The organism is Methanobacteriaceae archaeon (assembly GCA_030656015.1).
In the GTDB taxonomy this organism is placed as follows: domain Archaea; phylum Methanobacteriota; class Methanobacteria; order Methanobacteriales; family Methanobacteriaceae; genus UBA349.
This window is the reverse complement of record JAUSNX010000004.1, coordinates 1-13,686: the sequence shown is the minus strand read 5'-3', so window position 1 is coordinate 13,686 and position 13,686 is coordinate 1. Positions and strand designations below refer to the sequence as shown.

At 33.1% G+C, this 13,686-nt stretch carries 9 protein-coding genes and 1 pseudogene; 4 read left to right on the top strand and 6 right to left on the bottom strand.

Annotation, left to right across the window (positions count from 1 at the left end):
• Positions 1-4: 4 nt before the first annotated feature.
• Genes Q7I96_03240 through Q7I96_03230 form a run of 3 tightly spaced genes read right to left on the bottom strand, consistent with a single transcriptional unit; the run spans position 5 to position 3,145 of the window.
• Positions 5-1,456 carry a radical SAM protein gene (locus tag Q7I96_03240; GenBank protein MDO9626627.1) on the bottom strand — a complete coding sequence of 484 codons (1,452 nt, stop codon included), beginning with the start codon at positions 1,454-1,456 and terminating at the stop codon, positions 5-7.
• A complete protein-coding gene (locus Q7I96_03235) occupies positions 1,453-2,424 on the bottom strand; it encodes a glycosyltransferase (GenBank protein MDO9626626.1) in 972 nt (323 codons plus the stop codon). The genes Q7I96_03240 and Q7I96_03235 overlap by 4 nt, the downstream gene beginning before the upstream one ends.
• Before the next feature lie 37 nt (positions 2,425-2,461).
• Positions 2,462-3,145: a glycosyltransferase family 2 protein gene (locus tag Q7I96_03230; GenBank protein MDO9626625.1), complete on the bottom strand. Its 684-nt coding sequence runs from the start codon at positions 3,143-3,145 to the stop codon at positions 2,462-2,464.
• A gap of 330 nt (positions 3,146-3,475) precedes the next feature.
• Here Q7I96_03230 and Q7I96_03225 point away from each other — a divergent pair, with 330 nt between their 5' ends.
• Positions 3,476-4,492 carry a sugar phosphate nucleotidyltransferase gene (locus Q7I96_03225; protein MDO9626624.1) on the top strand — a complete coding sequence of 339 codons (1,017 nt, stop codon included), beginning with the start codon at positions 3,476-3,478 and terminating at the stop codon, positions 4,490-4,492.
• Positions 4,489-5,340, top strand: a pseudogene (gene galU / locus Q7I96_03220) (UTP--glucose-1-phosphate uridylyltransferase GalU). Before Q7I96_03225 ends, galU begins: the two are co-directional and overlap by 4 nt.
• 52 nt (positions 5,341-5,392) lie before the next feature.
• On the opposite strand, the gene Q7I96_03215 reads toward galU, so the two are convergent.
• Entirely contained in the window at positions 5,393-6,559 is a 1,167-nt protein-coding gene (locus tag Q7I96_03215; protein ID MDO9626623.1) for a nucleotidyltransferase family protein, read from the bottom strand.
• Between the two features lie 115 nt (positions 6,560-6,674).
• Here Q7I96_03215 and Q7I96_03210 point away from each other — a divergent pair, with 115 nt between their 5' ends.
• A complete protein-coding gene (locus Q7I96_03210; GenBank protein MDO9626622.1) occupies positions 6,675-7,079 on the top strand; it encodes an FxLYD domain-containing protein in 405 nt (134 codons plus the stop codon).
• On the opposite strand, the gene Q7I96_03205 is transcribed toward Q7I96_03210, so the two are convergent.
• Together Q7I96_03205 and Q7I96_03200 are read right to left on the bottom strand one after the other, a co-directional pair.
• The gene (locus Q7I96_03205; protein ID MDO9626621.1) at positions 7,071-8,831 is read right to left on the bottom strand and encodes an ABC transporter ATP-binding protein; all 1,761 of its coding nucleotides are present in this window, start codon (positions 8,829-8,831) and stop codon (positions 7,071-7,073) included. The genes Q7I96_03210 and Q7I96_03205 overlap by 9 nt on opposite strands.
• 38 nt (positions 8,832-8,869) lie before the next feature.
• Positions 8,870-9,757 carry a hypothetical protein gene (locus Q7I96_03200; GenBank protein MDO9626620.1) on the bottom strand — a complete coding sequence of 296 codons (888 nt, stop codon included), beginning with the start codon at positions 9,755-9,757 and terminating at the stop codon, positions 8,870-8,872.
• A gap of 529 nt (positions 9,758-10,286) precedes the next feature.
• On the opposite strand from Q7I96_03200, the gene Q7I96_03195 reads away from it, so the two are divergent.
• On the top strand, positions 10,287-13,686 hold a 3,400-nt coding region (locus Q7I96_03195), incomplete at its 3' end, for a hypothetical protein (protein MDO9626619.1).

The following is a 13,686-nucleotide window of genomic DNA, read 5'->3' as shown; positions in this document are numbered from 1 at the left end:
AATATCAACTCTCTGAAGCATATTTCAAATACATTCTTGCAGAATATATTAATCTTTTTAGTTCACCAATTCCATTTTTCCTAAAGATTTGTTTAAATGCTATGGGAACATAATTTAGTGATAGATAATAATCACTTAGTATATTATTAACAATCTGATTTATCTCTTCATTAGATATTTCTTTATAAGAAACAATGGCCTTTTGATGACCTTCTTCATCTAAATATTCATTTGGATCGTCAGTAAGTAAATAGTTGTTTTTTTTACAAAATTCGTAAAATTCTGTTCCGGGGAATGGTGAAGCAACTGAAACTTGAAGAATGTCTGATTTTGTTTCTTTTATAATTTTTTTTGTGTTTTCAATAGTTTCTTTTGTTTCACCAGGTAATCCGATGATAAAATCACCATGTAATAACAAACCTGCCTTTTTACAATCTCTTGCAAACTGCCTAATTCCATCTACAGTTATGTCTTTTTTAATATTATCTAATATAATTTGATTTCCAGATTCAAAGCCAACAATAAGTAATCTACAATTCGCTTTTTTCATTTCTAGCATAGTTTCATAGTCTAAACCAACTCGAGCATTACATGCCCATGTGATTTTCAATCCTCTATTTTTGTATTCTCTACAAAATTTCAGGACTCTTTTTTTATCAATAGTAAATGTATCATCTTCAAAGAATACTTCTTTAACTTCTGCTAGATTTTTCTCAACCCATTCTAGCTCATCCAACACACTTGATACAGATCTTACTCTGTATTTTCGACCCATAAGTGTTTGAGGCCAGGAACAGAATGTGCAATTGAATGGACATCCTCTGCCTGTGAAAATTTGTACTTCAGGAGAAAGTGAGCTTCCCAGAAAGTAGTCATCGATATTAAGGAATTTTTTATATATTTTTGAAACAAAAGGAACAGCATCTAAATCTTTTGAAGATGAAAGTTCTCTATCCGGATTATTTATTATTTTACCATTGAACTTATATGATATCCCTGCAACATTTTTGAGATTCCCTGCATTTTCTAATGTTTCAGAAAGTTCTTTTAGTGTAAAGTCATATTCGAAACGGGTTACAATATCTATTGATTTGTTTTCAAGTATTTTTTCAGCGAATTGGGATCCTGGAGGGCCTACTAATACAATTTTAATTTTCTGTTCATAATTTTCTTTTATAAATTTTGCCACAGAAATATCATTATTTAAGCTGGGAAAACTACTATCCATTACAATCAGTTCTGGCTGGAACTGTTTTAAATCTTTCAAAACATTTTTTCTATTCCAATCCCAAGCAGGAGCATCAACTAATCTGATTTCATGGTATTGATCAAGAACTGCTGAGGCATAAGAAAGCCAAATTGGGTAGTAAAGGGTTCCACCGCGCCCTGTATCTTGCCATCGCATTCCCCTACCAAAATGGGGCATATATGGTGGGTTTAGTAAATAAATTTTCATTTAAAGACACCTCGCATCATCCCGAGTCCATATCCATATAACCAAATATTAACTAGAAAAAAAAATGTGCTTAAATTGCATTCTTTTTTATAAGTAGATATGATGCTAATTAATCCAATTCCCAAAATACTTAGAACTATTAAACTAACAAATGTATAACTATAAACATTATAAAACAATGAAATTATGCCCAATAACATTAAAATCAAAACATAGAACATTGGAGCAAAGTGAAACCATTTACCCATTTCATGATGTATCTTTGTGGACTGCATTCGCCCTAAACCATAATAATATGCCATTTTCATGAATTTTTTCCAGCTAGATCTCCTATAATGATCCACTTTAGCAAATGGTGTATATAAAATTTTATAACCTTTTTTTCTGATTCTGTAATCTAATTCTTCATCATCTGTTGTGATTAAAATATGATTAAATCCATTAACTTCTTCTAGTACATTTTTCCTATACATGACATTACAAGTAGGGTTATGATGTATCTCAATAATTTCTTCACCTTCGAAAGCATATCTAGCTCCGGGTTTACTTAAAAATGAGAGCACAGATCCTACACATTTTGCAAAATGTGTGTCATCTTTAGGAGTTAAGTTAGGCCCACCTACTGCTGCAACATTCTCTTGAAATGGTTTTAATAGTTCAATTATCCAATCTGGATGAACTACACAATCTGCATCTGTAAAAACAGTGAAATTCCCACTTGATTTCTTTAAACCCAAATCTCGAGCTTTAGAAACTCCTAATCCTTGAGTTTCCAAATATACAATGTTTAGGTCATGTTTTTGATCTAAAACAATATTTTTAGTACGATCTGTAGATCCATCATTTACTATTACAATTTCTATTTTATTATGTGGATAGTTAATAGTTTTTATAGAGTTTAAACATCTTTTTACGATAATTTCCTCATTTTTCATAGGAATAATAATTGAAACTAGTGGTGTGAACATTTTAACAACACATATTTAATTCAAGTGTTTAAGAACTTTAGGAGAATTTTCTGTTTAGCATATAACTGACATGTCTCCAGCCATCTTTTATAGAACTTAGTTTGGCTTCCCCGCCCCTAACACGGTATTCAATAGGAACCTCTTTAACCTTTATATCTTTTTCAGCAATCTCTATTACCATTTCAATGGCAAATTCCATACCTGGAGAATGGAGATGGATATTATCCAGAACTTCCCTTTTAAAGGCCCTCATTCCACAGTGAGTATCACGAAGATTAGAATCAAATAATATATTCAGCATTTTGGTAAGCATGGGATTTCCAATATATCTATGCAAGGATGGCATGGCCCCTTCGTGCATTTGACCAGTTAAACGGTTACCCATTACAAATTCATATCCTTCATTCAAAATAGGGCTTATGAAATCAGGGGTAATATCAAAGGGATAGGTGCCATCGGCATCACCCATAACAATAATTTCCCCGGATGCTTCACCCAAACCGCGAAGATATGCATTACCATATCCTCTTTTTTCTTCATAAACTACTTTAGCTCCAGCATCATTAGCTTCTTGAGCTGTATTGTCGGTAGAAGCGTTATCAACTACTATTATTTCAGTTTCCAGTCCTAATTCTTTTAATTTTTGAATCGGAATCGTTTTAATGGTTTTTCCTACAATTCCTTCCTCGTTTAATGCAGGTATTACAAAAGATATAATCATAAACACACCTATCACAATTAATCATTAATCTATTATTATACCTTTTAAAGAGACATAACTATATAAAATTATGCATATTATTATTTTTATATAAAATAATATATTATGCATTAAATCTATGTTAACTATTTATCATTTAGTAGCATAGTTAAAAAGTGTTTGTAAATTTAGGGATATGGAATGATAGTAACTATCTCAAACCCACTAATATCATTTTTTAGTAAAAAAGACTTATTATTTTGGAAAAAAATTTTTATTAATTCTTCACTAACAAACTTTTACAGTCATTTATAGACAAATTTATATTAGATAATAACTTAAGGTGACAACATGAAAAAAACAGTAGGTATGGTACTCTGCGGGGGAATGGGAAAAAGATTACGCCCCCTAACCGAAGAAATCCCCAAACCACTAATCGAAATACAAGATAACTACACAATCATGGATAAACAATTAGCAGAATTCAAACATGCAGGTGTGGATCAGGTTCTATTATTAACTGGATTTTTAGGTGATAAAATCCGTCAAAGATATGGTGATGATTATCTAGGACTCCAAATAAAATACGTGGAAGAAGATAAACCATTAGGTACCCTGAATGCAATCCGTTTAGGTTTTGAACATTTAAAAGATCAACCATGTGTTATCCGTAATGGGGATGTGGTGGCAGATTTAAATATCAAGAAGATGATTGAAAATGGAGAAAAATCCAGTTATCCATTATATCTCTTTATCACTCAGATGAAGTCTCCTTATGGCATAGTGGAGGTAAATGGTGACCGTTTAACTTTATTTAAAGAAAAACCAGTTCTGGATTATTATATTAATGGGGGAATTTACTATTCTAAAGGAAATATAGACTTTGGAGAATTTGAAACCGGTGATATTGAAAAAACCGTTTTTCCGAGTATGGCACGAGAAAACCAGTTAGGTTATTATAAAGAGAGCAATCTTTTCTGGATGGCCATTGATACTGCCAAGGAATTAGAAGAAATAAGGAAAGAATACCAGAACCGAGAAGACAAGCCATGGGGATATGAAAAAATACTAATTAGCACGGATAAATATTTAAATAAAGAACTCTTCATTAAAGAGGGCTATCAAACATCATTCCATTACCATGAGAAAAAAGATGAGACCATGTACATTATGCAGGGATCAGGGTACATTAAGTTTGAGGATAGAAAGGAGTTTTTATCAAAAAATGATACCATCCGTATAGAACCGGGGGTACCTCATTCAATAGTGGCCCAAGATAATCTTATTTTACATGAGATTTCCACTCCTCATCTAGATGACACGGTACGTTTAAAAGACTATTACATGAGAACAAAAGTGGTATCATGAATGCAATAATACCTGCTGCGGGATTAGGGACACGATTTTTACCAGCAACCAAGGCTCAGCCTAAAGAAATGCTTCCTGTCTTTGATAAACCTACCATTCAGTACGTGGTGGAAGAAGCAGTAGCTACTGGTATAGAAGACATATTAATCATAACCGGTAAAGGTAAGTGGTCCATTGAGGATCATTTTGATAGTTCCTTTGAATTATCATATTCTTTAAAGAAAAATAAGAAGTATGACTATCTAGATGAAATTAGCTCCATTTGTGATCTTGCTGATATTTACTATGTCTGTCAAAAAAGACAGCTTGGCTTGGGAGATGCAGTGTCCTATGCGAATAACATGTAAAAGACGAACCATTTGCGGTTTTATTAGGAGATACAATAACCAAATCCCACATTCCCTGTACTAACAACTCGTGGATGCTTATAATAAATATTCTGCTTCATGTATTGCAGTAGAAAGGGTTTCTGAAGAAAAAATCCAACGTTACGGTATAATAAAGGGACATAAGATCGAAGATAGTATTTATAAAATTGAAGATATGGTGGAAAAACCTAAAATTGGTGAGGCACCGTCTGATATGGGTATAATTGGACGCTATGTACTGGATCCGTCCATCTTTGATTTCTTAAAACAGTAAAACCAGGTTATGGTGGTGAGATTCAGCTAACCGATGCTTTGTGCCTTTTGGATGAGGCTTATGTTTGTGTATTCCAAGGCAGAACCTATGATATCGGAAATAAAGTTGATTGGCTTAAGACTTCCCTGGAATTTGCCATGGATAATGATGAATATAAAGATGAGATAATTGAACACATAAATGCAATATCATTGGATGAATATTAATAACTGTTTAGATATTGTTTTAGAGATAATTCATAAAACAATATTTAATTAACTAAATAGGGTTTTTTCCATATCTTTTTAATAGCAAAAATGGTCTTATAAATGGATAAAATTTAAAAAAATAGGGTGAAATTTTAAAATCCTGGTAATCATCATAACTGGGCTTACTAAATCCATAAATACAGTCTTTAATCCCAATTTGAATGTTATCTCTTTTTTTCAAATCTAAGAAGAACTTTTCTATTAAGTTCCAAGAACTTTTATCATTCTCAAATATTCTCTTTTTAATCTGCATTACAATATTTATAGCTTCTTTATCCGGATTTAATTGTATTTCATCAGGAATTCGACCTCCTTTAAGATCCCGAATCAGAATTAGGTTTATAATTAATATTCTATTTACTCCTAATTCTTTTGAAATTTTCCATACTGCCTGCCAGTTAATATCTTTATTTTTTACAACTTCTACCAAATCCATAATCCATAATAATCTATTCCAGTTATGTTTAGCACAGTGAATACACATCATTAAAAATTCATTTTCCGCTGATGGAGTTATGATTTCAAAATTATTAATTTTAGTGAATATTAAATCACTAAATAATCTATTTGAATCTGATTTAAAAGAAAAAAAAGGACCTTCAAAGTTCCAATTCAGCTCAATTAAAACTCCGGATTTATTTTTAAATCTATATTCACAATCCAGCTTCATATATGTGGAATTATCAACTTCAATAGGTGGATCTAAATAGTAACCATTAGAATTCATTATATTTTTTGCTTTAGCCACATCTGACTTAGCAATAAATATGTCAATATCTCTAAATTCCCTCAGGCCAACATTCCCATACGCCATCTGGGCCAAAACAGGCCCCTTATAAGTAACAGCATTAACACCATTTTCTTCCAGTAACTTCATGACCTTAACAAGTTCACCAGTCATCATCAAATTTTTACGAACATTACCATGATAAAACTCTCTCAAACTTACTAAAACATCATCCGGAACCTTATCGGGACAGATCTTATTTAAATTATAATAGAGTAATGGCCTTAACCTGTGTCTTGTGACCATATCCAGGATATATTCCCAATCTAGATCTAAATTAACCAGTTTAATTATCTTCTTTTCAAGCTCATCATTAACCTGGCTATGGCCGCAGCTAAGTATAAGCTTGTCTTCTGGTTTTAATTTAAATTCATTTTTAGAATTTATCAATTGGATTCCTCAATAAAGCTAAGTAAAAATTATATAAGTAAAAATTATATATACTCATGAATTATACTAACTTTTTAGTATCAAACTACTTAAACATTTTAAACTTGGTGGGCATATGGATAAAAAAATTTTAATCATTCTTTTAATATTATTCACAGTTACAATCTCAGGCTGCACATTTAAAACAGAATCTGATAATACCTTTGGCCAGAAACCAAATGCCACCAATAATGATCTGTATATTGCAAACTCCACGGGAGACCATTACGATCGAAATGGAACTCAATATTATTATGTATGGGGATATGTGGGAAATAATGCAGGTAATCAAGCACCTAACGTACAAATAACAGTCAAATTCTACAGCGAAAATGGTACTTTAATAGGAACTAATACCACAGCACCAAATAAGCCAAAAATCATTCCACCAGAAGGACAGTCTTATTATTATGCTGGCTTTAAAGACCCTAACAAAACCATTACTAAATACACTATTTCACTAGCAATGAACTCAAAATAACTCCCCAAACCTACCTTTTTTTTCATTAAACTCTTCCCAACTACCTTCTTCTACAATATGGCCATCTTGCATCAGATAAATAACATCAGCACTTTCTATGGTTGAAAATCGATGGGCGATCATTAAAATGGTCAAATCGCCGTGCAACTTCTCAATTGATTGCAATATTCTTTTTTCATTTTTGGAATCCAGATTACTGGTGGCCTCATCCATTATCAAAAGGGAAGGCCTCCTTAATAATGCTCGTGCCAGGGCCAAACGCTGTCTTTCCCCGCCCGATAATCTAACGCCCCTATCTCCAATAACAGTATCTAATCCATCTGGAAGATCGAAAACGAAATTTGCTGATGAAATTTCTAAAACATCATTAAGATCTTTTTCCACTGCATCATTTCGAGCTAATAATAAATTATTCCGAATGGTATCATTGAATAAGAAAGTATCCTGGGCCACATATCCAATTTGATTTCTCCAAGACGCGAAATTCTCTAATTCCACACCATCAATACTTATTTGACCTTCATCTGGCCTTAAAAGGCCCATAACTAAATCAGCAGTAGTACTTTTTCCAGCACCGGAAAGGCCCACCAAAGCAGTTATTTGATTTTTCTTAATTTTTAAGTCAAGATTTTTAATATTCAAGTTATCTTGATAGGAAAATGAAACATCTGTGAATTGGATCTCTTTTTCAAAAAATATATCTCCAGATTCAAGTTCACTCTCAGATGAGGCTTCACATTCTCTTTTTAAATTAATTACATTTACAAAGGCAGGTAACATGTTTATAAAATATTGATAACTCCTTTGAATAGTTGAAAAGCGTGGTATAATCCTTATAAAAAGGAATAATAGAATTAAAAGCTCGGCCGTAGAAATTTTCATTATCTCCACTACAAAAAAGACTATAAAACTTAAAATAATCACTGAACCCACATCAAATAAAAAACGAACATCAGCATAGCTTTTTATAGTTTCCATATATTTGCGGGCCACTCCATTAGAAACTTTAGAAAAAGTTTCAACATTCCTTTTTTCCATATTAAAACTTTTAATGGTCTTCATTCCATCTAAATGTTGATTGGTAATGGAATAAAGATTTTTAGTAGTGTTTGATAGATCTTCACCCTTTGTACGAGATGATTGGCTCCTTTTTTTAAGTAAAAGAAGTAAAACAATTCCAATTATAAAAATTATTCCAGCCACAGGCCCGGACAAATTTATTGCAAAAATGATGTAAACCGCCAGCACAAAGATACTGGCTATTAATGTTAAAAATTGACCAGTTCCCATACTAACCCGTTCGATTTCATTGGTTAGGGCATGGGCAAAATGAGCTGATGGTTTTTTAGAGAAAAAAAGCCATCTGGATTCTGAAATTGCTTTAAAAAGCTTTTTTCTAAGATCTGCGGCAAAGCCGTACTGAATCTGGGAACTTTCAGTAGTCTGTAACTTGGTTAAAAAAGCATTTAAACCAATAATCAGGACATATATAATTAAAACTGCACCTAATGTTGGTTTAATATTAATATAGTTAAAAAACGAGGCTATAATTCCCGCAATCTGGCCCAGAGCACCTTGTTGAACATCCAGGCCTACTAATTGCAGTAAGGGGATTAGTAGAAGAAGGCCTATTCCTTCACTCAGACTGATAAGTACCATTAAGGATATAGTGAAAGAAAATTTTTTAGAATTGAAACTGGATAATAGCTTCAAGTAATTCCAAAAGTAGCTATCAGTAATTTTTTCTCTCATTTAATATAACGTCCTTTTCTACTAAAACTAATTTATTTTTAATAAACATCCTTTTCTACAAGATTTACCATTTCTGGAATTTTATCCAGTGATCGTTCTATATTTAATTGTTTTATAGAAACATTCTTAACAATTTTTGCATATTCCTCTAAATTAGTGGCCTGATCTGAATTTTGAAATATGTTGGCACAGTATGAATTTCTAATAAGTTCAATAAGTGCCTCTTGAGGTTTTAATTCTTCTAAGTATGTTTTTTCCTTATTTTCTATGACATAGATATGTTTTAGAGAAACAACTTGGTTACAAAAATCATCCACCAAAAATGATCTTTTACGAGATTCCGGGTGAATTGGAAATGATTCCATAGATTTATCAAATATTTCCATGCTCTCCGGCCATAATTTTATTCTAGGCAACCCCGGAAAAACCACGGGAAGGTTATCTCTAAATTCTATACTCAAAATATCATCGGCAATTAATGGATAACCACTATTCATAAAAGAAAAGGTGGTGGTTGATTTACCTGCCCCATTATGGCCCATGAAAGCCACAGCAACATCATTCATATTTACGGCACTGGCATGAAGTACCAGCCTACCTCTTTGATGTAATAGTATTCCCAAGGCAGGGCCTAAAATTAATGCTCTAAGGAATGTTTCATCTATACTTGTCTGTGAATTTACAATGATTTCTTCCCCTTTGATTATCTGACAGATATCTATATTATTCCATATTAAATACATGGATTCTTCAGTTAAAATATAATGGCTGGCAATTCTAAAAACACCTTCCGATATGATTTTTTTAGAAGAATAATCAAAGTCACCATATTTTATTAGAATATCTGAATCCTCTGAACTTTCCAATAACTCAGGGAAAGTAATTTCTGATTTTATGTTTAGGCCATGGGCAGTGTAGGTGGGCATAAGTTATCACGGGATATAATAATTATGAAATTACATATGTTGAGTATTAGATCACTTAATTAATTATGAATAATTGGTCTTCATTAAATATAGAAATATCCTATTTAATATCATTATCCTTTGTTCTATTTGTCACAAAAATATGCACTTTGTAAATTAGCTCGGAAGATGCAATTTGGGCCTCAAGATTAAAATGATATTAAATCTTATTTTTGCTTAATTTAAGTTTATTAATGTTATTTTTATTAAATTAGGATTTTAAAGGATTTTAATGATTTAAATGTATATAATTTTGAGTTATAGGGGGTATTTAATGGTAGGTTTGGCCTAACTATTACTCTCAAAATGCTATTTTTATCTGGTTTTATAATCCCAATCGAAATAGTTATATGCTTGTTTTACGTAATTATTGATTATAGAAATTATACTTGTGAAATTTCTCACAAAAAATTCTAAACTATTTATAAACTTGTGAGATTTTTCACAAAAACAATTTTAACAATATGGAGTATATTAAAGGTGAAAAGGGATGAATAAAACAAAAATTATAGTACTCTCAATGTTGCTAATGGGCCTGGCCCTATTTGTTAACATGGATGACGTTTCTGCTGACTCGTCAGTTATCTATGTTAATGCGACAGGGGGAAATGATGCATGGGACGGTTTGAGTTCCAGTTGGAATGGTACTAGTGGCCCTAAAAAGACTATCGGCGGAGGTACTAATACAGTAACTGCTAATGGAACAGTTAACATTGCTAATGGTTTGTATACTGGCTCAAATAATAGAGATATAACCTTAAGCAAAAATATGGTTATTAAAGGCCAGAGCACAGACGGCACTATAATAAATGGATCTAATGATGACAGAATATTTATTATAAATACTGGGGTTAATATTTCTCTTATCAATATAACTATTGCCAATGGGCGGGTTAAAAATAATAATGGTGGAGCCATTCGAAATAATGGTGGAACTTTAACTGTTAATAATTGTAACTTTAAGAGTAATTCTGCTAATAGAAATTCTGGAAGTAATGGTTTAGGTGGAGCTATTTATAATACTGGCTCTTTAACCATTATAAACAGTGTTTTTATGGATAATACTGCTACCTGTGATGGTAGTGCAATCTGGAGCTCAGGATCTTTAACCATTAACAATAGTAATTTTACTTCTAATAAAGCAACTCGTGATGGCGGTGCCATATTTTCCACAAGTAATACAACCATTTCTGGCAGTAATTTTGTGAATAATTCTGCGGTTACAAATGGTGGGGCTTTAACAAATAGTGGAAATTTAACTATAGTCGCCAGTAATTTTTCGGGTAATAGTGCTTCTGATGGTGGGGCCATCTATAATACAGGAAGCTTAACCGTAACCAGTACAACTTTCAGAGAAAATAGTGCCCAGAATCGTGGTGGGGCTATTTATAATAATGGTAATCTATCTGTCTTAAGCAGCACATTTGAGAATAATAGAGTCCCTATTACTAACGGATATGATTATAACGGTGGGGCCATATTCAACAACTTCAATGCTAACTTAAATGTAACAGGAAGCGTTTTTAATTATAATACTGCTTCTGTTGGTGGAGCAATACTCTCTTTTAATAATTCCACTATCACAGGTAGTACATTCACTGGAAATACCGCATATTCTGAATATGGTGGTGGGGCTGTTGCATGGGGAAACACAGATACTCTCGCTACAGGAACTATGAATATAAGTGATTCCACTTTTACTAATAACAAAGCTGGTTATGGTGGATCTATTTGGAGCTATGGTACATTAAATGTGTTAAGAAGTACATTTACTGGAAATAATGCTACTTACAATGGTGGTGCCATACGTACCTGGGGTACTTTAACTATTTCTGGCAGTGATTTAATTGGAAACAATGCTGGTACAAGAGGTACTGGCATATCAAATTATCAGGGCACCACTGTTGCCAATTTCAATAGAATTATTGGCACAGGAAATATCATAGAATCTATTAGTGGCTCTATTGACGCTAAAAACAATTGGTGGGGATCCAATACCAGCCCATCAGCAAAAGTATCTGGTAGCGTTGATGTTTCAACCTGGTTAGTATTAAACATAATTTCTTCACCAAACTCCATATACACCGGGAATACTTCAACCATAACTGCAGATCTAACTCGTAACCAGAATGGTGTTTATTTCAACCCTGCTAATGGCCATGTGCCAGACGGAATAGTAGTAAACTTTGCAGGGACTCTAGGATCTATTACTTCAGGAACTTTGGTTAATGGTAGTGTGAGCAGGATTTTTACTGCAGGTTACACTCCGGGTGTTGCTGTAGTTAATGCCACAGTCGATACTGTAATAAAAAATACAACTGTAAACATTAATCCAGTGGCCAGTATAACAATTAATCAATCTGTAAATACTCCAGTAAATGTGGGAAACAAAGTAACATTTCTGGTTAATGTAAAAAATAACGGGCCAAATACTGCAACTAATATTAACATAAGGGATATCATACCAAGCGGATTAAGTGGAGTGATTGTTACTCCTTCTGTAGGAACCTACAACGCTATCACTGGTATATGGACCATTCCAAGTTTAACCAATGGTTCAACCGCCACCTTAAATATAACTGGAAACGCCACAGCTGCGATGGCTGGAAAAACAACAGAAAACACCGCAACACAAATCAGTCAAACGGAATATACTCCTGAGTTAGCACATAGTACTATTGGTGTTTACACTAAAATGGCTGATGTAGTTATGTCACAAACATCCACAAAAATCGTTAATGTAGGGGATGTTGTAACTTACATTGTATCAATTATAAATATAGGGCCTGATGCGGCCACTAATTTCATTATAGAGGATATAATTCCTACAGGTTTGTTAAATGTTGTTGTTACACCATCTACGGGTACATACAGTAATGGTAACTGGACAGTTCCATTCCTGGCCAATGGTGACTCTGCAACTTTAACCATAACTGCTGTTGCAAGTGCTGCTATGGCTGGTAAAAATACAACCAATACTGCTACTAAAATATTTGAAACAGAATATGATCCAACAACCATTGGAGAATCAGTAAGTGCTGATGCTTATACTAAGGAAGCTGGTTTAGTAGTAACTAACACTGCTAATGGTGATAGACTTAATGTTGGTCAAACCGGTACCTTCACAGTTGTAGTAACTAATAATGGTCCGGATGAGGCCACTAATATTAAAATTACTAATGATGCACTTCCAGATGCATTTATAGCATCATTTGATAAAGGAAACTATGCAGATAATATTTGGACTATTTCATCCCTTGCTTCTGGTGAATCAGCAACTATGACCTTCACCTGTGATGCATTATATGATAGTTATGCGGGAACAACAATAACTAATCATATTACAGTAGACCTTAAAGAATACCCATTCACGGTTAATGTAGATGATTCATCAATCTATGTCAAAATGGCCAATGTGGTTATAACTCAAACAGGATCCTACAACAAAAATAATGTTACATTTATTGTTACTTTAAGAAATAATGGGCCGGATAATGCTACTAATATACGTATTGAAAATTTAATCCCTCAAGGATTAACTAATGTAGTATTCACTCCATCCATTGGAACTTATGATAGTCAAACGGGTATTTGGACTATTCCACTTCTTAATAATGGCCAGGTAGCTACCTTGAATGTTACTGGAACTGCTGTTCCACAATCTACAATTTATAATGTAGTATCCATAATTTCGCAGGATGAATATTCACAGGACTCGAAAAACAGTATTGGTGGCACTTATATACCTGCAGCTGATGTTAGGGTTAGTTTGTATACTAGTACTGGTAAGTATACTAATTGGGATGTTAATAATGTGGTGACTTGGGTTGCTGAAATTATTAATTTGGGGCCTGATGATGCGCATGATGTTGTGGTTACTGTTTTGTTGC

Excerpts from the sequence above, each read along its gene's own strand:
- Q7I96_03200 (MDO9626620.1), bottom strand. The coding sequence starts at position 9,757 with ATGCCCACCTACACTGCCCATGGCCTAAACATAAAATCAGAAATTACT.
- Q7I96_03235 (MDO9626626.1), bottom strand. The coding sequence starts at position 2,424 with ATGTTCACACCACTAGTTTCAATTATTATTCCTATGAAAAATGAGGAA.
- Q7I96_03225 (MDO9626624.1), top strand. The coding sequence starts at position 3,476 with ATGAAAAAAACAGTAGGTATGGTACTCTGCGGGGGAATGGGAAAAAGA.
- Q7I96_03230 (MDO9626625.1), bottom strand. The coding sequence starts at position 3,145 with ATGATTATATCTTTTGTAATACCTGCATTAAACGAGGAAGGAATTGTA.
- Q7I96_03205 (MDO9626621.1), bottom strand. The coding sequence starts at position 8,831 with ATGAGAGAAAAAATTACTGATAGCTACTTTTGGAATTACTTGAAGCTA.
- Q7I96_03240 (MDO9626627.1), bottom strand. The coding sequence starts at position 1,456 with ATGAAAATTTATTTACTAAACCCACCATATATGCCCCATTTTGGTAGG.
- Q7I96_03210 (MDO9626622.1), top strand. The coding sequence starts at position 6,675 with ATGGATAAAAAAATTTTAATCATTCTTTTAATATTATTCACAGTTACA.